Here is a 21,298-nt window from a genome sequence, read left to right on the forward strand (position 1 = left end):
TGGCTACCCGACCAAGTATTTAAACACGGAGGAGAGATTATCATCAGGGGAGTAGAGTTGGGAGACGTGCAATTCGTTTTCAATGAGGAGTTCAGGAAGTCGGGCATAGAAAGCATCCGGCTTAGCGGTTTCGATAATAATATCGCCTGCTATGTCTGTTTCTGATCCGTCCATAGCGTTACCATTATTGACAAAGGTTACGCTCAGGATATCCGCAAAAGGCAGGCAGACTTGTGCTAAGCGGCGCGGTTCATCGGTGCTTAAGTAGACTTTATGTGGATGTTCATCAATCAACTCCCTGATATCGGAGATAGTGCCTTCGGCAAGGATACGTCCTTGGTGGATGAGCAAAATTGTCTCTGTTAACGCTTCAATCTCGTAGAGGATATGACTTGAAACGATAATGCTAATACCTTTGTCAGCGAGGTCTTTCAACAGCGCAAGAACGTGCCGTCTTCCGTTCGGATCTAAACCCGTGAGTGGCTCGTCAAGAAATAGAAGTTCCGGTTCGTGTACTAACGCCTGCGCGAGTTTGATGCGCTGCCGCATACCTTTGCTATAGGAGCCGATAGGTCGGTCCTTTGCCGATAACATGTCCACCGTTTCCAATACTTGTAGACTTCGGGATTCTACTTCTGATTTGTCATATCCGCTTAACGTGGCGAAAAAGGTGACAAACTCAAGTCCACTCATGAATTGATATGCCAATTCTATGTCTGGGCAGTAGCCTACTCGCCGAGTCAACTCAGTGTTATTCCATACCGACTGGTTCAGCACTTTCACCTCGCCTTGGTTCGGTTTGAGTTGTCCCGTCATAAGTTTAATTAAACTTGTTTTCCCCGCGCCGTTTGGACCCAGTAGACCGATGATGCCGGGGTAAATCGTGAGCGTTATGTCATTCACCCCCATAACTTCACCATACCATTTGGATAGATTTTCTGTTTCAACAATCGGTGTCTTATTCATATTTTTTTAGTTGTCGGTTGTCAGCACGGTTTGTTTCGCAGTGAGAGTTTTTAGTAAAGGGAAAGGCTTCAGACATCAATACGGTTCTTAACCGATAACCGATGACTGAAAGATTTTTGAAAAAAATCGTACTGAAAACTAATTCCTCTGACGGTTAATTTTCAAGGTCTCTTCAAGATTCTGAATCCCTGCAGTAGTACCGATAGCAGTGACGCATGCCGCGCCCGTCGCGGATGCCAATTCCGCAGTCGCTTGTAAGTCCCAATCCATAAGGGTTCCCGCGAGGAAACCGGCAACATAAGCATCACCTGCCCCCGTGGCGTCAACGACATTGACCGGATATGCGGGCACAGAAAGTTCTGTCTCTGGTGTGGAGACATAACTGCCGTTTTCGCCCATTTTAATGGCGATGGTTTGGATATTGTAGATGTTCCGCAAAAATTGTGCGATTTCACGGCATTCGGACATACCAGTGAGGTGTCGCGCTTCAACAATGCTTGGCATAAAGATGTCTACGTGATGTAAACACGGTTCTAACGTCTCCATCCACTTTCCAGTCGCATCGTATGCTGTGTCGAGCGAAGTGGTTATATCCAGGCTTTTCGCTTCTCGAAGGATGTTTGCCATCGGCGCGCCATCAAAACTCGGCATGACGAGCGCACCAGCGATGTGCAAAATCTTGGTGGTTTTAATAAGTTCCCAATTAAGGTCTGCTTCACAGAGTTCACCGTTCGCGCCGATGTAGTGATAGAAAGTCCGTTCGCCATCAGAAGCAATCGCGACAAATGTGAATGAGGTGCTAACGTCGGGATCTTGGCGCATGCCAGTTACGTCAACGTCGTTGTCTTTAAGTGTTTGCAGGATCAGATCCCCGAAAGCATCGGTGCCAATTTTACCCATCGCACCCGCATGAATGCCTAAACGCGAAAGCACAAGAGCCGTGTTATTCGCACAACCTCCGGTATGGATTTCGAGTTCATCAAAGAGTGCTAATTTGCCTTTTTCGGGGAATTGGTCTATCGGTCGTCCGAGCACGTCAACGACGTAAATACCAAGCGATAGCACGTCCATGGTTCACCTCTTTGGAATGGCTTCAGCCATTAGCCGTTGGCTGTCGGTTAAGAGATTTTGATTAATCAGACATCCCTTTAACTGAAAACCACTCTGCCACAATTTTCCTTTAAAGTCGAGTAATGCGTCGAAAAATCACTAAAGTTTCGTTATTTGTCTTAACATTTCCGTAGGGGTTAGGTAACCTAACCCCTACGATGTCCGTAAAACCTTGCGAAGTCCATCCGATTCGATAAGAAGGCGACAGGGGCGCGTCCGTCTCCGCTGCTAAATGTCGTAACACCTGCTCCTGCCGTAGAATTTGTGCAAACCACTTCCGCGTACCATGCAAGTCTTTATCAGGTGGCATCGCAGGTGTTACGCGCCGCCGAAGAACTGCTGTTGAAAACTCAGGCTCCAATTCGGTATCAAGTGTGACATTCCCTAAGTAAGTCATCTCTTTACCTATAACGTGCCACGCGTTTTCAAGAATACGCGGAACTTCTGACGTATCCAAAAATGTTTCTTGCACATAAGTCGTCGGATGCCACGGCTCCACCGGTAGACCTCGTAGTTGAATATGTGAATCCTGAACCAATGTTCCAAGTTTTTGAGGATTCTCAGTTTCTTGATGACGAATAAAACTCCCTTTTATGAGATCAATGGACGTTTCAGCACGCGTCGTAGCTCTGAGAGAGACGTAGCTTTGCAAGTGTGCACGATTCCGATCAGGATAGATTGACAAAATTGACAAACGATTCGCTGTAACGCTATTTGGTAAAATGTTTCTCGCGACTGCAATTGTACTCAACGAGAGTAGAACAAAGAGAAGTCCGCCTATCCAATAGGTGCGTGCCTTTCGCTTCTGCTGAAGCACGCCATCACGATGATCGTGATCGCGGGACTTCAGAGACTTCCCAAAGTGCAATAAGAAACCACCAAAACTCAACAAATATATTGGTAAAACTATAGCCAGTAGTTTAATAAGCGGCACTTGTGTCGGTCCAGTTTTGACAGAAACTGATGAAAATTGTCGGTAAATTTTTTCCTCGTGTTGGAGCGCAAGGGCATATCGGTCTGCGAGGTGCCGCGGAGATTTACCGTATCTACTCAGAAATTCGCTCCAGAATGTTTCACCCACCTGTCGTTCCGACTGTTCTATATTTTTTCCGCTTACGCCAAAGGGCGAGGCATTGTAATCAAACGCAAGACAGACAATCTGACCGTCTCCAAAGTTCCGCTTCGCAACATAGATCTCTTCCTTTGTACCGATTAACGTTTCACCTCCGGGCTTCACGGAAAATGGGATGCGTTCAAACACGTTCCTATTGCCATCCGATGACTGAAAACCGAGTTGTTTGTGTACGGCATCCGGAATCGTTTCTGTTTGCTCCGGTTTTTTTAATTTCACCGGAAGAAAAGGTTCTATAAAACTTTGGCGTAGATATTTATAATTACTGCCGCCAGAGACAATAAGTGTACCGCCACGTTGTACCCAATCAAGCATCGCTGTCTGTTGGGCTTTAGAGATACGTCTCTCTGTCAAGACCGTTTCGCGAATAACGAGAATATCAACTGCACTATAACCTATCCAGTCGTGTGGCAATGATGTTACGTACGCCACATGGACCAACGCGTCGTCATGAGCCGCTAACTGCTTTTTGTCAATGAATCGTTTTAGTTTATCACCGCTCGGTGCCAACACCAATACGAGGAAGTCTTTGCGGGCAAGGGGTGTCGGTAAAGCGCTCTCCTGCATCACGCGGCGCACTTTGTCCTGAGACATTGTGTTCCCTGACTGTGGGGCAGGTACGAGTTCAATGACAAGTTGTGTTGCATCTTTCGGACAATAAATATAGAAGTCTTTCCGGTGTGAGCCAGTTAATGGCGTCGCATACCGTTGGATAGGTGTATTTGAAGAAAAACTTCTAACTTCCACTGCCAGATAGGTCTGATCTATTCGCTGACCGGGAACACCAATAGGCGTAGCAAGCGCATCTTGACCTCGAACACTAATAGTCAGAGGTGCCCATGTACCTGTCTTGTAGCCGTCGTTGAATCCGAACGATACATGCTCAATCTCAACCGCACCGAAGGCAACAGATACCGTAAAAACTGAAAAGAAAAGCACAATTCTCATTTCTTTTGCTTCATCTGAAGTTACATCTTATAACATGAGGCGTGCAGGATTATGGACAAGCCTCGTTTCGACAGCATTTTCAAAAGGATGCGTACTAAAAACACCGTTTCCTAACATAATCATGGAGGCAACACCACTATCTGCCTCAATGCGTGCGATCGTATCTATCACCCGTGCATCGCTAAGCAAACCGCTCTCTACCGAAAACTGTTTTGAGACCGCGAAGCAGGCATTAAAGAGGTCGGCATTCGGCTTAGCACTGGTAAGCGTTTGCAATGTACGCAACGCAACATCTGCTGCACGATTGATCCGAAGCGTCTGTTCTCTGTTTCCGAGCACCTCGCTTGTCTGGATCGGTCCGAAGTAGCGATAGTAGATCGGTTGTTCTGCAATCGGTAGGCTATCGGCAGTTAAAGGAGAGCCTTCCTTCAACTTGACAAGACAACCGCCGTGATATTGCGAACAGACATCACCCAACCCCGTGCGATTTTCAACTTCTGCAACGTGTGCGATCATTGCGAGTTCTTCAGTGTCTTTCTGCAGGGATAGCAGCGCATTGAGCGCATAAGCAGCTGCGAGTGCCGCAGCACCACTGAGTCCAAAACCACAACCAAGGGGTAGTGGAGACGTGATAACTACTTTTATGCCTACAACGCTACTGTTTTCGATGAGTCTGTTGGCAACAGCACGTACCGTCGGAAAGTTGATATGCTCTCCATTAAACAGCACCTCTGTCTCATGATACTCAGAGACGATGACCTCTACGCCTTCTTTAACAGTGAACCCCATGCCGAGCGAGTGCATACGCGCCGGATCGGCGTGCGGAATAACCTTGAAAACACACGAAATGTTACCAGGGGCAAATGCTCTCGCCATTTCGTTCCTTTCAACAGTGATAGACCCAAGTCTAAAGACTTGGGCTTCCGCAAAGTTATGCGAAAGCACTTGTGGAATTCAGAGCCAGACTGGATGACTCAACAGTGCAGCCTACTAAAGTCTTATCAACAATCGTAGGTCTTACATCACCTAACCCAAGAGAAGCTAACCCTTCTCGTAAAATATTAACAGCAGCGTTATGGTCACGATCAAGAAATGTTTCACAATCAGGACACATCCAATGCCGATCCGAAAGTGTCAAATGATTATTCTTATACCCACAAACCGAACAAGGTTTGGTGGTTGGTATCCAACGACCTATTTTATGAAAAATACGGTTCCGTTTGTCGGTTTGATGTTTCAGTTTATTCAAAAAACTGCTAAAAGAAAGATCCGAGACTTGCTTGCCCCAGAGTGCTTTCATCGCAGCAATATTCAAGTTTTCAAAAATCATCACATCAAACGAACGACACAATTTGACAGATAGTTTCCAGTGATGTTCAGACCTTTGGTTAGTTGTTTTTATATGGATACGACCAACAACTTTTCTTTGGCGTTCATAGTTGTTTGAACCTTTGACTTTTCTCGACAAACAACGCTGCTCTTTGGCAAGTTTTTTCTCCTGCTGCTTGTAAAACATTGGAGATTTATATTTTTTACCATTAGAGCCAGTCAGGAAATCTTTGATGCCAATATCGAACCCTTCCGCTTTACCAGTCTTAGGTTCTGGCACAGATTCCACAAAATCTTCAGTAAGCGTCAAATATATTTCGCCAATAGCGTCACGCGTAAATGCAACTTGCTTTATTTCACCTACGATCCGACGATGCATAGAAAATCTATAAGTCATACCCCCTGCTACCAACTCATAAACAGGATATTTACGTTGACCTTTCTGTTTAGGCAAGACGTGACGGAGTTCGATTTGAGAACCATCAAATCTAATCCCCCGATGATTTTTGGCTTTCTTAAACCGTGGGCGACCCCGACCAAGCGTTTTTATTTCTCGGTAAGAACGTGCCAAGTCTCTAATAACTTGTTGAAGGCTCCACGCATAAGGAATATTCCAATGCTTATACTGCTCGAGTTTCTTCAACTTCGTCAAATGGGCACTCATCTGTTTATACGAAAGCCCTTCCCCATACATTCGGTAATAGCGTCGAGACAAGGCGATGAAATGATTACGCACAATGCCACAAATATCCATTTGTTGATGGAGTAATGCGAGGATAGGATCAAAAAAAGGTTTATATTTTGTGTTTCTCATGGGATCTCAAGTCTGAAGTCTTTAACCCCTGAACAGTGGGCAGGCAGACACGCCACTAAGCAGCGACGCTGTTCATGTCTGCCAACTTGATATTTATGTTATACTATATTTTTAGGCGATTGTCAAGTTTTTTCTTCACATAACCGCTTAACCGCTACGACATCCCAAACCTGAAGGATTGGGTTTTGTAGCGGAAGATTAGATAAAATACTTAAAGTTAGAAATAGGACTTACACAGTGCGTCTGCGGTGGGATCAGGGCGTATCTGTAAATTTGACGCGTCTATAGATGTGCCCCAAAGGCAGTTCGCAGCGAATTGAATCCAGGCGCAGGATGTCCGCAAGCTCCTGAAATTCTATCACTCTCCACTGCATTTCTAAGCGAAAATGGCGTTCAACGTTTACCCTATCTTGCGAAACAAGGATGTATTCTTGCAAGGACGCGATCTGCTTATAAGACTCGAATTTCTCGCCCTTGTCATAAGTTGCTGTTGACCGGGAAAGCACCTCTACGACAACAGTTGGGTTGAGGAGCGTATCGAACACATCATCTTCAAAACGGGGTTCATCACAGACGACAGCGACATCTGGATAAAAGTAAGATGTTAACGGATTTGCCTTCACACGCATCTCGCCGGTAAAGGTGATGCACTCCCGTTCCACCAATTGGTTATAAAGTCCATTAAATATATTGCCTGTGATGAGATTATGCGCGAGACTTGCTCCGGACATCGCGAGTATCTGTCCGGCGAGATATTCATTTTTGAAGGGTGCTTTGCGTTCCCAATCCAGATATTCCTCAGGTGTCAAATGGGTTTGCACAGCAATAGCCGTCATGGTATTCTCCTTAACGGACGGAAAATCTGTGTCCTTGTGGTTTTAGTTGCTTGTTACATAGCATACACGAAATCTGTTCTGAAGTCAACGTAGAAAACTGAGAACGAAGCAACTCAGGAAACTGTGCCCGTCCTGTTTATTTTCTAAATCCAGATGCAACTGCTTAACTTTTTTGAAAGTCAAAACTTACAATTTGGTAGTCTTGAACTACAATTCTTTTACAACAATTAGTTGAAGAATAAAATTAGTAATCAAATTCGTCTAAGCAGCTTTTCATATTCTCTATGCGGACCAATCCAAAACCAAATTATATCGTTTTCATCTATTTCACCTACAGCTCGATAGTCAACATTTATGCGAACCGAATAAATTGGGCGCGTATTATGGACTTTTTTGAACTGTAAGCTCGGATGATTAGGATTTAGATTAAAAAGTGTATAAGTTTCCCGCGCGCTCTGCCGAATCTGACGAGGCAAGGTTGCAAGCATATCCCGGAAACTACTTGTTGTTTTTGAATTCAAATTTGCTCCGGATCTAATTCTTGTGTTTTGCCTTTTTGATGCTCATCAAGGGCTTTTTGTCCCAACGTAGCCAAAATATCTTGTGAATTGGCAAAAAGTTTGGACCAGCGTTTTTCCGATGCCAATTCAGCAAGCAACCACTCTGCAAGAATATTTTGTTCCTCCGAGGGGAGTTTAGATGCTTCTGTGAATGCATGTTCAAGTTTCGTAGTCATAAATATCTCCATCTTGATTTTTCTTGATACAATTACATAGATTGAGTCAGACAACCCCTATCTGTTTTGTCGATGACTTGTATCCCTTGGATTGAAGGCATCTTCTCCATACATCCCATCTCCAATTTTTGCCTTTTGGCCTCTACCGGTAACTGCACATCTTGTGCCATCCAGTCGTGGGTCTACGTACCGTTCAAACCACGCACCCATCTGTCGCCGCAGATCGCTTATCAATGGGTTCTGCGATTTGTCGTCTATCAGATTTTTTCGTTCTCTTGGGTCTTTCGCTAAGTCGTACAACTCATGGGGTCCGTAAGGATAGCGGTGAACATATTTCCACTCTTGTGTTCGGATCATACGGACAGGCCCGTATTCATCAAATACAACGATCTCATCTTGCGCATCGTTTGTTTTTCTGGTAAGTGCTGGTACAAAACTTCTGCCAGGGGACATATCGTCATTCGGATCCGGTAAACCGAGATAATCGAGAAGTGTCGGCATGAAATCGTATTGACTCACCATTGCTTCGCTGACGCTTCCCTCAGGTATCTTACCGGGATGGCTCATGATAAAAGGCACTTTAACCGAATTCTCATACATATTCAGTGGGAATGTCCCGTTGCCTTTGTGCCAAAATCCGTGATGTCCACACGAATATCCATTATCGCTACTGAAAACGATGAGCGTATTTTCGCGGATACCTAATTCAGAAAGTCGTTCTAAAATCCTGCCAACGTTTAAATCGAGTGCTGTTATCGCTGCGAAATAACCTTTCAACGACTCGCGATTTCCCATGTGAGGGAGGGTGCCTCGGCCCGCCCACGGGTGCAATGCTTCCTGCGGACACGTCTTGAACGGGCAATCATCATAAGAATCCACAATGTCTTTCGGATGCCCATTAAACGGGGTATGCGGGGCGTTATAGTGGACACTCAGGTAGAACGGGGCTTCACTATTCGCAGAAATGAAGTCCAACGCATCATCGGTAATTACGTCAGTAAGATAGCCAGGTTGCGCTTCTACCTTCCCATTTCGGATCATATCTGCGTTGTTGTACTTGCTGCCCCCCCTGGGCATAGCGAACCAATGGCTAAACCCGTGTTGTGGCGAGAGGCTATCGCCGAGGTGCCATTTACCACTGAGTCCAACAGTGTAGCCATTGTCAGCGAGTACGTCGGTATAGCAGGTAAGTCCTTCAAGATAACGTATCGGATTTGGTGGTATGTTTCCGACAGGGACAAAATCATGAACGCCATGTGCAGAAGGGATGCGTCCAGTCATCAGGCTCGCACGTGCCGGTGAACATACCGGAGTAGTGCAGAAAAAATTGGGAAAACGTGTCCCCTCTGAAGCAAGCTGGTCAATAAAAGGTGTGCGGACTTCATCATTACCACAACAGCCAGCAGCCCAGGGGCCTTGGTCATCCGTGAGAATAAAAATGACATTTGGTTGGTTTTGCATTTGATTCTCTCCTGTTTTCTCTGCACCGATAAGGACCGCTGGTGTAACTGCCGCAGCAACAGTACCAGTGCCTATGTGCTTAAAAAAACGCCGCCGCGAAATATTCGGGCTCCCGTTTTTCGCCTGAGCTGACATGCATGCCTCCATTTGATATTACTCAATCGACGCTAAATGCGCGTATAGCATTCAGCATATCTGATTCAGATGAAGATATGTTGTCTACACATTTCGTCGAGGAGGGGCATATCTGGGATGGAAGGAATTTTCACCGTAATTTCCTTCTCCGATTTTTGCTGCTTGCCCACCACCCGTAACCGAGCATCGCGCCCCATCTAATTCCGGCAGGACGTATCTTTCAAACCATGCCCCCATCTGTTGACGCATATCACCGATACGAGCATTCTGAGATTTGTCATCTATCAGATTTTTCCGTTCACCCGGATCATTCACCAAATCGTATAATTCATGCGGACCGTAAGGATACCTATGGACATATTTCCACTCTTGCGTCCGAATCATGCGGACAGGCCCGTACTCATCGTAAATAACAATCTCATCTTTCGCATCATTCGTCTCTCCAGAAAGCGCAGGAACAAAACTTCTGCCAGGCGACATATCATCATTCGGATCGGGTAAACCGAGATAGTCAAGGAGTGTTGGCATGAAATCGTACTGGCTTACCATCGCTTCACTGACGCGTCCTTCTGGAATGCTACCCGGATGACTAACGATGAACGGAACCTTAACGGAGTTTTCATACATGTTCAGTGGGAATGTACCGTTGCCTTTATGCCAAAATCCGTGATGTCCACACGAGTAACCGTTATCACTACTGAAGACAACGAGTGTATTTTCACGGATACCTAACGTTGCAAGCCGATCCAGAATCCGTCCGACATTTAAATCGAGTGCCGTTATCGCTGCGAAATAGCCCTTCAACGATTCGCGATTGCCCATGTGTGCCGCTGCACCCTGCACCGCCCACGGATGCAATGCCTCTTGTGGACACGTCTTGAATGGACAATCGTCGTAAGAGTCAACGAGGTCTTGGGGATGACCTGTAAACGGTGTATGCGGCGCGTTATAGTTAACGCTGAGATAGAACGGTCCCGCTTTGTTCGCTGAGATGAAATCCAATGCATCATCGGTAATCACGTCGGTGAGGTAACCGGGTTGCATTTCTACCTGCCCGTCTCGAATCATATCCGCATCGTTGTACTTGCTTCCCCCGGTGAGTAGCGCGAACCAGTGACTGAACCCGTGTTGCGGTGTCAAGCTATCACCAAGGTGCCACTTACCACTCAATCCGACCGTGTAGTCATTCTCCGCAAGAACATCCGTATAACAGGTCAAGCCTTCAAGGTATTGAGCGGGATCTGGCGGCATGTTTCCGTCGCGGATCCAGTCGTGTACACCGTGTGCTGACGGGATACGTCCGGTCATCAGACTCGCACGTGCAGGCGAGCAGACAGGACTTGTGCAGAAAAAATTCGGGAAGCGGGTGCCTTCTGAAGCCATCTGGTCGAGATAAGGTGTCCGTACCTCATCATTACCGCAGCAGCCTGCAGCCCAAGGTCCCTGATCGTCCGTCAAAATAAAAATAACATTAGGTTTTTGTTGTTCCATATTGAATCCTCCATAGAACAGTTATCGGTTGTCAGTTGTCGGTTGTCGGAAACCTCTGGTAAAGAGGTTTCTTGTGGCAGTAACAGGAGATGTTCCAGACACAATAGCCTCTTACCGAAAACCGAGTACCAAAAGATTTTTCGCAAAAAAATCGTACTGACAACTATACTTCGGTTCTGTCTTGCAATTCACCGAGAAGGCGAACGATGTCTCGATAGCATTTGTCAAACGAATCTACACGACGTGCTTGCTCAAGGTCGAAACTATCTGTGAGAGCAGGCTGGTCCCGCTTTTCATGATATTTTTTGCTATTCTCCATCCGGTTGCTCAACCACCCCTTCGCGTCTCGGATTGCCTCTGGATTTTCTGGAGAGTGAATATCATTTCTTAACCCTCTCCGCCCGCGGATGGATTCGGCTGCCGCAAGGAACCATGCCTCAAATTCACATTTTGCCAGCACGACAGCAATCGGTAAATTGCCATGAGTTTGTAACGCTCGCTCAAGGAGCGCAGGCCCTAGTTCCGCTGGACAGTCATCATCACTGTCAAGGATAATAAATATAGCTCCTTGCCCGCCAATTCTCCGAGCTGCTAATTCAACTTCTTGCTCAAGTTTATCTGGTTGAACAACTTGATTCCTATGAACACGGATAGGGCGCGGTGTGTTGATCGCCAATTCTGGATAAAGTTCGGCTGCGATGCGTCGAATCAGGAGCGGTACAGCTGCCACATCGCCCTCCCCCTCAACAATGCAACTGACTTTGACTGTCATCTGCGTTTTTCCTTATTCTTTATTGAACTAGAACTCTTTTTTTCTAAATCGAATAAATGAAGTTGTTTTGCCTTTTCAGGGGAAATGACAGATGCCTCATCAGGTTCCAATTGATCCTTACGTAGAAGTTCTCCTATTGTAAACAGTTTATCGCGCACGACAGACCTGCTAACTTCGTCAACAGGGGCAATTACCGTATTTCCATCATACGCTTCAACAGCGAGAATTGAATCCACATCCAAGTGCTTGTCTTCAAGGAGGTCCGGACTGTGACTGGTGATAACCACTTGTGTCTTGTGGGCACCGTCCCGAAGAGCATCAAGCAAAACTCCTGCTGCTGCGGGATGAAGCGCGATCTCTGGTTCCTCAATTCCAACGAGAGGTACGCGTTTTTGGTCATTGTGATCTCCCTGAAACAGTGCTACCAGAATTCCCAATACGCGGAGCGTGCCATCAGACATGTTATTTGAATGGAACCGCCATGGGTACTTGTCCCCCGCAATTTTCTGCCTGAATTCTAATGTTGCCATGGGCCCCCACGCTTTGACATCAACTGCATGTACACCGGGCACAACACTCTCTAAATATTCCTCAATATCTGTTTTCACAGTGGGTGCAAGTCGGGTGAGCACGCTTGTAAGATTACCACCATCACGCATAAGCACGTCTCCAGGATCCGGGTTTTGGAGTTCCCGAATTTTATCGGGATTGAGGTTGTAAAATCCCATTTGAGAAAATGCATCATAGACAGCACGAAATTCGGGTAACCCGGAAGCATTTACCAAATAGAGACGATCAGGCGCAGCTGCGGGAGCAACTTCTACACTTGTATCAGTTAAAACGCCTTCGTCAACGCGAAAGTATACTTCAGGTTTCAGAAGTTTCTCATTCTGCAATTTACATTCTTCTGTCTGAACCCTATACTCATTGTGTCCTTCGCTTTTACCAGCACCGATTCGAAAGGCATAGTATCCGGTAAAACCTTCGGGCAAAATAAACTCCAAGCGGATGCTAAAGTGGTGCGGGTGCCCACGTGAACGGCGGCGGACATCGTTGATACCTCCGCGATCGCGTAACGCATGACCCAGCGATGTATTCAACGCATCGGCAACGAATCGCAGTGCATCAAGAAAATTGCTCTTGCCCGAACCGTTACGACCTACAAGGAACGTCAGGGGTTGCAACTGCACATCACACGCAGCGATGCTCTTATAGTTTTTCAGAACAACTCTTGTAATAAACGTTGAATCTTTCATTTTTCTATTCAAACCTTGTTACGCTACTGGAAATCCATCACCGACAAGCGGCTCGCCATCCGCAACCTCAATTGCCGGAACAAGGACGTGCCCCGGAGATTGTGTGTTGTTATAGCAGACATCCTGCGCCATGAAAATCATGACAAATGCTCTACGTTGATGATCCGTAACGTTTGGCGGTGTTCCGTGCCAGTTGAGGCAGTGATGAAACATACACTCGCCTGCTTTCAGCTCCACTGGGATACCGTGACTGATGTCCAAGTCCCGTCTCTCTGTCCACGGGTTCGGAGGCGGTTCGCTTCCTTCTTCGCTTGCTTTTGCGGATGCCGCGTTGAATGCTGCTCTGGCTGCAACCGAGAACCGTTCATCTTTATGGCTTTTCGGCATAACATGCATACAACCACTATCAACTGTCGCATCGTCCAAAGCCAGCCAGCAGCTCACGATGTTCGGTGGGCTGAGGGGCCAAAAGAAGAAGTCATGATGGAATCCGAAGTGTCCATTATCGTGTGGCGGCTTGGAGATGATTTGATCGTGCCAGAGTCGGACTTCGGGGGTATTCAGAAGTGCGCGCGCTGTCCCCGCAATGAGTGGGTTGTGGATAGCTGCCTCGTAACTCGGTTCACGTTTCCACATATTGATATACTGATGTATCGCACGCGGGTGACCACTACCGCGATTGAGTTTATCTTCACGCCGGTCGTGTCCGTACTTGAACTCTGGCGAAGAATCATCGCCTTCGTTGAGTTCCAGTTCAATAACGGCATCTAATCCCGCACGCATGGTTTCCACGCCATCGTTATCTAAAACTCTGCCAAACTTAACATACCCGTTTTCCTGAAAAAAGTCGATTTGTTCTTGAGTTACCATTATACTTCTCCGTATGTTAATTTCTCGGATACTTCCTTCTGTATGTTGTCAAATTGGAAACTGATGGTTGCCTGCAGTTAGCCCGCCGTCGATGACAAAGACAGCACCTGTCGCGAAACTGGCTTCATCAGAAGCGAGGAAGAGTGCAGCGTTCGCGATGTCAACGGGTTGTCCGATCCGTCCTAACGGATACCACGGCGTGATTTCGTCTAAGATTTGAGGGTTACGTTCAAGCATCGGTTCCCAGACTTCGGTCTGAATCGTTCCCGGACAGATGCAGTTGATACGGATGTTATCCTTGCCGTGTGCAACTGCCATTGAGCGGGTCAATGCGATAACACCACCCTTCGCAGCAGAATAGGCGTGAATAGCCTGCAACCCTATGAGTCCGTTGACAGAAGCAACATTAACAATGCTTCCACCTCCGTTCTGCTGCATCAGGGGAATGACAGTATCTGAACAGTGGCTGGTACCTCGGAGCGCGACCGCTAAGTTCGCTTCCCAATTGTTGTTTAGCACGTCGGCTGTCGAGCAGATAGCGTTGTTCACCAAAATGTCAACCGTGCCGTAGGCATCAGTAGCCTCAGCAATAAGCCGCTCAGCATCGGCAATATTGGAGACATCAGCGTTAACAAACATCGCCTCGCCGCCTGCATCAGTGATCGCAGCGACAGTTTCAGCACCGTTGGCATCATTCACATCATCAACGACGACTTTCGCTCCCTCTTCAGCAAACCGAAGAGCCACCGCTTTGCCGATACCGCGTCCTGCTCCTGTAACAATAGCAATTTTGTCATTCAATCGCATTTTTGGTCCTACATCTTTTCCATCGGGATTGGAAATATTAAAGACGGCTTTTGGGTTATAGAATTTGCCGCGTTCACCCTTTGAAAAATCATATTTTGCTTTCATTTATTTTATATGATATACTAAACAGTAGATTGAAAAATTTGACTTTAAGCACCAAAAGAGAATTTGCATGACTGCAACTGGTATACGTTGGAAAATTCATGATCGGTATGGAAACGAAATTTATCTAACACATGAACGGTGGCAACATATTACTGCCTCCATTAATCATCCAGATATGGTAAACTATGAGGAACACCTAAAGGCTACAATTCAGCACGGGAGGCGGAAACAAGATTCGTTAAATCCGCAAAAGTACCGATATACCAATGCCTTCATTGATTTGCCAGCAGATAATACACACATTACTGCAATTGTCCTTTTTCGGTTTCGAGAAGGTTCGGATAGCGAACCTATCTCAAATAACTACATCGTTACGGCTTATCAAAAAAGAATTAGGTAAATAAATTATGACGCAACCGATTTTTAACTACGATGAAGTAAGCGATACGTTGTATGTTTCGTTTGTCCCAAATGAACAGGCAACAGGCATTGAATTGACTCCCCATATCTTGCTACGATTCAACAAACCGGAACGCAAAGCTGTTGGACTGACCCTTCTGGAATACTCTTTACTTGCCCAAAAGACGGACATGGGACCCCGGAGTTTCCCGCTCACAGGCTTAACCGAATTATCTGAAGACCTCCGAGATATTGTCTTAGATATTCTTCAACGCCCACCCGTCAGCGATGTACTTTTGCTTTCGTCGTATACACCCTCAATTTCCGAAGCGATTCCGATTACGCTTCTGCAAGCAGCCTGCTAAACAGATTTGCAATATATCCCTAATGCTGCAGCGTCTGTGAGATGAAAAGTTTCGTGCGTTCGTGCTGTGGGTTATCAAAGAAATCTGCCGGTGCTGCTTCCTCTATAACCACACCCTCATCAAAGAACATGATCCGATCAGCCACTTCTCGTGCGAATCCCATCTCATGCGTAACAACCAACATCGTCATACCGGAATGTGCAAGTTCGCGCATCACATCAAGCACTTCTGAGATCATTTCTGGGTCAAGCGCACTTGTGGGTTCATCAAAGAGCATAATCTTTGGCTCCATAGCTAATGCCCTTGCAATCGCAACACGCTGCTGCTGTCCGCCCGATATTTCTGTCGGGTATTTATAGGCTTGGTCAGCAATATCCATCCGCTCTAATAAAGCCAAAGCGGCTTCTTCCGCTGCGCTTTTTGACATCTTCTTCACTTGGATTGGCCCTAAGGTGATATTCTTTATGTTCGTCAGATGTGGAAACAGATTGAACTGCTGGAAAACCATACCGACTTCCTGACGGATGAGATTGATATTGCGTAGATCGTTGCTTAACTCAATTCCATCAACAATGATTGTCCCGCGTTGATGCTCTTCAAGGCGATTAATTGTTCGGATAAAGGTGGATTTCCCTGACCCTGATGGACCGCAGATGACCGCCCTTTCACCTTTTTTGAAAGTAGTGGTGATTCCTTTAAGGACATGGAAATCGTCAAACCATTTGTGTACGTCTTCACATATAATAATTGGATCGTTTGTGATATTTTCGTTTTCAGTCATATCTGATTCCTTCTTCAATGATAACAAATTGGTCCAGATTGATGTTACAAATTCCTAATGCTTTCCGACACCTAAGTCTGCTTCAATCTTCCGGCTAACATAAGACATTGCATAACAAAAAACAAAATAGATAGCCGCAACAAATAGATATAATTCAACATAATAACCTTGCCATTTTGGGTTTCCGAGTATGCTTCGGGCTATTCCCAATAGATCCTGCAGTCCGACGATGGTTACCAGGGAGGTGTCCTTAAATAGCGAAATGAATTGTCCCACTATCGCCGGAATAACGGAACGGAGTGCTTGCGGAAGCACGATAAATAGCATTGTTTTCGGGTAAGTAAGTCCGACCGCTTGTGCCGCCTCAATTTGCCCTTGCGGTATTGCTTGGAGTCCGCCCCGTACGTTCTCTGCCATATAAGCAGCGGAGAAAAGTGTCAACGCAATCATTGCGCGTATAACTTTATCCAGTTGAAAATCTCCCGGCATAAATATGGGAAATATTATACTCCCCATGAACAGTATGGTAACTAACGGCACACCACGAATCGTCTCAATATATATTGTGGAAACCCACTTAATTGCTGGCAGTTGGCTTCGACGACCAAGTGCTAAAAGGACACCGAGTGGAAAGCAGACGACAATCCCGACAGCTGCCAGAATCAACGTTAAGAGAAGTCCTCCCCAATTTGTTGTGGAGACGGTATTTTCACCAAATCCGTGTAGCATTATCATCGTCCACGGAAAAGAGAGAACCCATCCACCGATGGCCCATCGCTTCAATTCATTCCTATCGCGTCCGAGAAAGAAGCTGACGACAAAGAGTACTAAACCACCTAATAACCATCTCCTCTTGAAAAAAATGAGATAGATAATATTGAAGTTATATTCAAGTGTAGCAGATTCAGTTTCACTATTTTTAACAAGATCCAAAGGTATAAGCAGTAAAATCAGTCCAAAAATTGCAATAGCAGTTGAAATGCGGAGAACCAAACCTTGCCATACGCCCGCACTCAGTCCTAACAACACAAACAAAGTATAAAGGACTATCCATATCCGCCACGCCTGTTCTATCGGATAAGCGCCGATCATCAGTATTTGCAGATTAGCAGGGATTACTTCCCATTTTGCCTGTGTAAACACCCAAGTCAAAACTCCCCTGAAAACAAAGAACAGAAACACAAGTGCTAAACAAGTCAAAATGGTATTATACCATGTGTTAAAAAGGTTATCCTGTAACCATTTCAGCGGACTTTTTGATGTATTTGGAGGTTTGACTTCTTGTGTAATCGCAATATTTTCCACGTTTCTGCTTCCTTTTCAGTGCTACCTTGATCGACCAATTCGGGTGATTCTGTAGTTGTACCAATTCATGAAGGCGGATGTCGTTAGACTCATGATGAGATAACTTACCATGACCATCCCGAAAATAGGAATGGATTGCCCCGTCTGATTCATCATTGTGTGTCCAATATGAAGTAGTTCCGGGAAACCAATTGCAGTGGCAAGACTGGAGTTCTTTGCAAGGTTCAGATATTGACTGGTAAGCGGTGGCACAATAATTGGAATCGCTTGGGGTATGACAATTAATCGTAGTACCTGCGATTCTTTTAGGCCAACTGCTCTGGCTGCTTCCCGTTGCCCTTTCACCACTGCTTGTATACCGCTTCTTACAACTTCTGCAATAAACGCACTTGTATAGACAGCGAGCCCAATTAAGAGTGCGGAGAACTCTGGTGTAAGGTTCATCCCACCGACATAGTTAAACCCTTGAAGCACAGGGCGGTTTACTACAAATGGGGCTTCTGATGTTAGAAACAGTCCTGCAATTGCGACTATCAAAAAAGTAGGCGCGGCAGCCCACTTCACGCCAAAGGTTATATTAGAGATGAAGGAAGGACGGTCTGTATGATGAGGTTCACTAAGTTGTCCGAAATGCCGAAATACTGCAAACACCAAAACAACAATTACCGCCAAGATAACGCCGACAAGCAGATACCACAACCAAGCGGAAAATCCAGTACCCGGTTCAAATGAGGGAAGGTATATGCCGCGCACGTTTAAAACTATGCTATCGGATATTATAATACTGTTGCGAACCGTAGGGAGCGAACGCGTTAGCGCAGCCCAGAAGAAAATCTGTAATAGCAGCGGAATATTGCGAAAAATCTCTACGTAGACAGTAGCAATATTTCGGATTAACCAATTGCTGGATAACCGCGCAATTCCAAAGATGAAACCTAATACCGTCGCAAATACTATCCCTATGATACTTACCTTTATTGTGTTGACAACACCAACCCAAAATGCTTTGAGATATGATTCTGAAGGATCGTACGCAATCCCTTCAGATATTCCAAATCCTGCTTCGCTCCCTAAAAAGGATAGATTAAGAGCTAAATTCTGTTTTCTGAGTCCATTCAACATATTCGAGTAGAGGAATCCTGCTAACAGAATGATGCCGATAAGGAAAAGTATCTGGAAAAATACTTTCAGAAACCGAACATCTCGATAGAATGGGATTTTATCTGGTATGATCTTATGTGTATTATTATTCATCTATGTTGTGGAAGTTGTCAGTTGGTAGGTACGGTTGAGGCACAAAACTTGTCTTAACTTTGCGGGTTTTTTCTGCCTTAAATTAACGTTGGCACTTCATCGACTTGGATGTCTTGTAGGATGTGTTGGGGAATAGATCCCAGCACATCCTACAAGATATAACCTAACGGAACGGCATTGCGTAGAGCAAACCACCTTGCGTCCACGGTTTATTAACACCACGAGGCAAGCCGATGGGTGTGAGGTTACGCTCAAAGATTTCGCCATAGTTACCAACGGCTAAAATAATCTGTTTTGCCCAGTCTTTAGGAAGTCCAAGTTTTTTTCCCATTTCACCGGATTCACCCAAAAAACGTTTGATTTCTGGATTATCGGTTTCTAAGGTGTTGACATTCTGCTGCGTAATATTGTGCTCTTCGGCAAAGAACGTGGCATAAACGACCCAACTTACAGCATCATTCCACTTATTATCACCGTGAATCGTGAGAGGCCCTAAAGGTTCTTTTGATATGGTTGCCTCCAGAATGGTATGATCGTCTGGGTTTTTAAGGTCCTTACGCCGCGCAACAAGTTGGGATTTGTCACTGGTAACGACATCCACACGTCCTGCATCATAACTACTGTAAAGGGTGTCAATATCCTCATAAACAACTGGATTGAATTCAAGCCCTAAAGACCGCATCGTATCTGCAAGGTTTAACTCGGTTGTGCTACCTGCGGTGACACCGATGCTTGCGCCTGCTAACTCCTTAATAGATTTTATGTTCAGAGATTTGGGCAGCATGAAACCTTGTCCGTCGTAAAATGTTGGTGGTGTGAAGTCAGTACTCAACTCGGCATCACGGCTAAGCGTCCATGTGGTATTTCGGATTAAGACATCTATTTCACCTGTTTGAAGTGCGGTAAACCGTTCGGCAGCATTTAAGGGCACAAATTCAACTTTGCTCGGATCGCCAAGAACGGCTGCAGCGATTGCACGTCCAAAATCTGCGTCAAAACCGCTCCATTTACCATCTTCACCAAGGAAACCGAACCCTGGTAAACCGCCGTGTACGCCACAGACTAATTTCCCCCTGTTTTTAACTTTGTCCAAGATACTCTCGTGATTGTCTGCAAATAGTGGTGTCACTAATGAAATCGCTAAAATTAACACGGAGACGCGAAACAAAAATTTATTACGCACAGAAAACCTCTCTTTTTGATGTGCCCTCTATCGAAAAGGCAATTTGATTAAATTCTGTTATCACTGTTCACAATTTTATCAGTATCGAATTTATGACTCTTTGATAAACAGACAGTAGATATTATCTTTTACACATTGTATCAAACTGTCCTTAGGTTGTCAAGGGAATTAATAAGAGACAGGCAGCCCACAGTACAAACGGGTTGTCTCACAAATCTGCCCCATTTCGTGCATTGGATGATAGTGTATGCCCTATTTTGTGCAGAACTTTATGGCTGTTTTACGAAGAATTCCGTTAGCAAAGTATTGTTCAGATCGGCACGAAACTTGCTACAGTAAAGTGAACAAAATAGGTCAACAGCGTTAACGATTGCAAATTCTTATTTTTCGATGAAATTGATAGGAGGTATGATCGTATGAAACGTATACTTGAACGCATCACATACTTGGTTATCGGCTTATTAATTGCCAGTGTTGCATACCTTGTTGGGAATGCTGACCGCGAGGTGGCGGCACAGGATAACGTTACACGTTTTGACACTATCGAATGCTCTGAAATTATTCTGAAGAATGGGACCAACGAGATCCGTCTCTTTTTCGCAAGCGACACGGGCGACCCATCTATCAGCATGGCCAGAGGCGAGGCACCCGACAAGATTGACACGCGCGACAAGATTGACATCTCAATCCTTGAAGATGGCCCCCACATCGAACTGGGTGAAGGTCTTAACCTTGGGGACCTCACAGCGAACAGCGGTAAAACTGTGAGACTCCACATCAGCAAGGCGCACAACAGGGTGAGTCTTGATTTGAATGGCGGAATCAGAGGGGGGGTTGTTGACTTAGAAGCGGGTCGTTTTGAAACAGGCGACAGGTTTGGCTATATGATTGCAGCGCGTGATCGCGGCAATGAGGAACCTGAGGGGGTTATGGTCGTTGTTGAGGAGAAGAAAGCGGGAATCTTTATTAATCGCGAAAAGGTCATGACAGATTCAGGGCGCGAATCGAAGGGAGAATGAAGCAATCGAATTTCCTCTTAAAGTCCCTTGATAAGGGGGATTTAGCGGGTTAAATAACTGAAATACTGACTTTTTTGGTAAAATATATTGCGCCTTTACGCAATTTGCGTGAGTCCTGTTTGGATTTTACCGTAAATATCCCTAAACTTGTGTACGCTGCGCTTGACATATTTTAACAGTCTTGCTAACATACTTAGAATTAATACTTGGTAAGGAGAAGAAAG

General features: G+C 45.5%; 21 protein-coding genes. 3 read left to right on the forward strand and 18 right to left on the reverse strand.

The window, feature by feature from the left end:
* Positions 1-3 precede the first annotated feature (3 nt).
* The 14 genes from OXH00_02330 to OXH00_02395 form a co-directional block, all read right to left on the reverse strand.
* The gene (locus OXH00_02330; GenBank protein ID MCY3739839.1) at positions 4-966 is read right to left on the reverse strand and encodes an ABC transporter ATP-binding protein; all 963 of its coding nucleotides are present in this window, start codon (positions 964-966) and stop codon (positions 4-6) included.
* A gap of 138 nt (positions 967-1,104) precedes the next feature.
* Entirely contained in the window at positions 1,105-2,037 is a 933-nt protein-coding gene (locus OXH00_02335) for a sugar kinase (GenBank protein ID MCY3739840.1), read from the reverse strand.
* Positions 2,038-2,146: 109 nt separating this feature from the next.
* Positions 2,147-4,156 (reverse strand): hypothetical protein, encoded by a 2,010-nt coding sequence (locus OXH00_02340; GenBank protein ID MCY3739841.1) that lies wholly within the window; start codon positions 4,154-4,156, stop codon positions 2,147-2,149.
* A 27-nt stretch (positions 4,157-4,183) separates the two neighbouring features.
* Complete coding sequence (locus tag OXH00_02345; protein MCY3739842.1) at positions 4,184-5,032, reverse strand: GHMP kinase; 849 nt, start codon at positions 5,030-5,032, stop codon at positions 4,184-4,186.
* 55 nt (positions 5,033-5,087) lie between these two features.
* Positions 5,088-6,299, reverse strand: a complete 1,212-nt coding sequence (locus tag OXH00_02350) for a transposase (GenBank protein MCY3739843.1) — start codon at positions 6,297-6,299, stop codon at positions 5,088-5,090.
* 254 nt (positions 6,300-6,553) lie between these two features.
* Positions 6,554-7,135: a Uma2 family endonuclease gene (locus OXH00_02355; GenBank protein ID MCY3739844.1), complete on the reverse strand. Its 582-nt coding sequence runs from the start codon at positions 7,133-7,135 to the stop codon at positions 6,554-6,556.
* A 251-nt stretch (positions 7,136-7,386) separates the two neighbouring features.
* Complete coding sequence (locus OXH00_02360) at positions 7,387-7,656, reverse strand: hypothetical protein (GenBank protein MCY3739845.1); 270 nt, start codon at positions 7,654-7,656, stop codon at positions 7,387-7,389.
* Entirely contained in the window at positions 7,653-7,871 is a 219-nt protein-coding gene (locus tag OXH00_02365) for a hypothetical protein (protein MCY3739846.1), read from the reverse strand. Before OXH00_02365 ends, OXH00_02360 begins: the two co-directional genes overlap by 4 nt.
* 57 nt (positions 7,872-7,928) lie before the next feature.
* Entirely contained in the window at positions 7,929-9,332 is a 1,404-nt protein-coding gene (locus tag OXH00_02370) for a sulfatase-like hydrolase/transferase (GenBank protein MCY3739847.1), read from the reverse strand.
* Between the two features lie 219 nt (positions 9,333-9,551).
* A complete protein-coding gene (locus OXH00_02375; protein ID MCY3739848.1) occupies positions 9,552-10,958 on the reverse strand; it encodes a sulfatase-like hydrolase/transferase in 1,407 nt (468 codons plus the stop codon).
* A 163-nt stretch (positions 10,959-11,121) separates the two neighbouring features.
* Positions 11,122-11,730, reverse strand: a complete 609-nt coding sequence (locus OXH00_02380) for a DUF4276 family protein (protein MCY3739849.1) — start codon at positions 11,728-11,730, stop codon at positions 11,122-11,124.
* Entirely contained in the window at positions 11,727-12,986 is a 1,260-nt protein-coding gene (locus OXH00_02385; GenBank protein MCY3739850.1) for an AAA family ATPase, read from the reverse strand. The genes OXH00_02380 and OXH00_02385 overlap by 4 nt, the downstream gene beginning before the upstream one ends.
* Positions 12,987-13,004: 18 nt before the next feature.
* Positions 13,005-13,856 (reverse strand): phytanoyl-CoA dioxygenase family protein, encoded by an 852-nt coding sequence (locus tag OXH00_02390; protein ID MCY3739851.1) that lies wholly within the window; start codon positions 13,854-13,856, stop codon positions 13,005-13,007.
* A 48-nt stretch (positions 13,857-13,904) separates the two neighbouring features.
* A complete protein-coding gene (locus OXH00_02395; protein ID MCY3739852.1) occupies positions 13,905-14,768 on the reverse strand; it encodes a glucose 1-dehydrogenase in 864 nt (287 codons plus the stop codon).
* Positions 14,769-14,835: 67 nt separating this feature from the next.
* Between OXH00_02395 and OXH00_02400 the strand changes: the two genes are divergently transcribed.
* Both OXH00_02400 and OXH00_02405 read left to right on the forward strand, forming a co-directional pair.
* Positions 14,836-15,168 (forward strand): hypothetical protein, encoded by a 333-nt coding sequence (locus OXH00_02400; GenBank protein MCY3739853.1) that lies wholly within the window; start codon positions 14,836-14,838, stop codon positions 15,166-15,168.
* 7 nt (positions 15,169-15,175) lie between these two features.
* Positions 15,176-15,532 (forward strand): DUF2283 domain-containing protein, encoded by a 357-nt coding sequence (locus OXH00_02405; protein ID MCY3739854.1) that lies wholly within the window; start codon positions 15,176-15,178, stop codon positions 15,530-15,532.
* A gap of 19 nt (positions 15,533-15,551) precedes the next feature.
* On the opposite strand, the gene OXH00_02410 is transcribed toward OXH00_02405, so the two are convergent.
* From OXH00_02410 to OXH00_02425, 4 genes are all read right to left on the reverse strand, one after another.
* Positions 15,552-16,280, reverse strand: a complete 729-nt coding sequence (locus OXH00_02410; protein MCY3739855.1) for an amino acid ABC transporter ATP-binding protein — start codon at positions 16,278-16,280, stop codon at positions 15,552-15,554.
* A gap of 87 nt (positions 16,281-16,367) precedes the next feature.
* Positions 16,368-17,618 (reverse strand): amino acid ABC transporter permease, encoded by a 1,251-nt coding sequence (locus OXH00_02415; protein ID MCY3739856.1) that lies wholly within the window; start codon positions 17,616-17,618, stop codon positions 16,368-16,370.
* 21 nt (positions 17,619-17,639) lie between these two features.
* Positions 17,640-18,872, reverse strand: a complete 1,233-nt coding sequence (locus OXH00_02420) for an ABC transporter permease subunit (protein MCY3739857.1) — start codon at positions 18,870-18,872, stop codon at positions 17,640-17,642.
* 163 nt (positions 18,873-19,035) lie between these two features.
* Positions 19,036-20,055 (reverse strand): amino acid ABC transporter substrate-binding protein, encoded by a 1,020-nt coding sequence (locus OXH00_02425; GenBank protein ID MCY3739858.1) that lies wholly within the window; start codon positions 20,053-20,055, stop codon positions 19,036-19,038.
* A 416-nt stretch (positions 20,056-20,471) separates the two neighbouring features.
* Here OXH00_02425 and OXH00_02430 point away from each other — a divergent pair, with 416 nt between their 5' ends.
* Positions 20,472-21,074, forward strand: a complete 603-nt coding sequence (locus tag OXH00_02430) for a hypothetical protein (protein ID MCY3739859.1) — start codon at positions 20,472-20,474, stop codon at positions 21,072-21,074.
* The last annotated feature ends 224 nt before the right edge of the window (positions 21,075-21,298 follow it).

The organism is Candidatus Poribacteria bacterium (genome assembly GCA_026706025.1).
GTDB lineage: Bacteria > Poribacteria > WGA-4E > WGA-4E > WGA-3G > WGA-3G.

Bases quoted from the DNA above. Each gene is read 5' to 3' on its own strand.
- OXH00_02330 (MCY3739839.1), bottom strand. From the start codon at position 966: ATGAATAAGACACCGATTGTTGAAACAGAAAATCTATCCAAATGGTAT.
- OXH00_02335 (MCY3739840.1), bottom strand. From the start codon at position 2,037: ATGGACGTGCTATCGCTTGGTATTTACGTCGTTGACGTGCTCGGACGA.
- OXH00_02340 (MCY3739841.1), bottom strand. From the start codon at position 4,156: ATGAGAATTGTGCTTTTCTTTTCAGTTTTTACGGTATCTGTTGCCTTC.
- OXH00_02345 (MCY3739842.1), bottom strand. From the start codon at position 5,032: ATGGCGAGAGCATTTGCCCCTGGTAACATTTCGTGTGTTTTCAAGGTT.
- OXH00_02350 (MCY3739843.1), bottom strand. From the start codon at position 6,299: ATGAGAAACACAAAATATAAACCTTTTTTTGATCCTATCCTCGCATTA.
- OXH00_02355 (MCY3739844.1), bottom strand. From the start codon at position 7,135: ATGACGGCTATTGCTGTGCAAACCCATTTGACACCTGAGGAATATCTG.
- OXH00_02365 (MCY3739846.1), bottom strand. From the start codon at position 7,871: ATGACTACGAAACTTGAACATGCATTCACAGAAGCATCTAAACTCCCC.
- OXH00_02370 (MCY3739847.1), bottom strand. From the start codon at position 9,332: ATGCAAAACCAACCAAATGTCATTTTTATTCTCACGGATGACCAAGGC.
- OXH00_02375 (MCY3739848.1), bottom strand. From the start codon at position 10,958: ATGGAACAACAAAAACCTAATGTTATTTTTATTTTGACGGACGATCAG.
- OXH00_02380 (MCY3739849.1), bottom strand. From the start codon at position 11,730: ATGACAGTCAAAGTCAGTTGCATTGTTGAGGGGGAGGGCGATGTGGCA.
- OXH00_02385 (MCY3739850.1), bottom strand. From the start codon at position 12,986: ATGAAAGATTCAACGTTTATTACAAGAGTTGTTCTGAAAAACTATAAG.
- OXH00_02390 (MCY3739851.1), bottom strand. From the start codon at position 13,856: ATGGTAACTCAAGAACAAATCGACTTTTTTCAGGAAAACGGGTATGTT.
- OXH00_02395 (MCY3739852.1), bottom strand. From the start codon at position 14,768: ATGAAAGCAAAATATGATTTTTCAAAGGGTGAACGCGGCAAATTCTAT.
- OXH00_02400 (MCY3739853.1), top strand. From the start codon at position 14,836: ATGACTGCAACTGGTATACGTTGGAAAATTCATGATCGGTATGGAAAC.
- OXH00_02405 (MCY3739854.1), top strand. From the start codon at position 15,176: ATGACGCAACCGATTTTTAACTACGATGAAGTAAGCGATACGTTGTAT.
- OXH00_02420 (MCY3739857.1), bottom strand. From the start codon at position 18,872: ATGAATAATAATACACATAAGATCATACCAGATAAAATCCCATTCTAT.
- OXH00_02430 (MCY3739859.1), top strand. From the start codon at position 20,472: ATGAAACGTATACTTGAACGCATCACATACTTGGTTATCGGCTTATTA.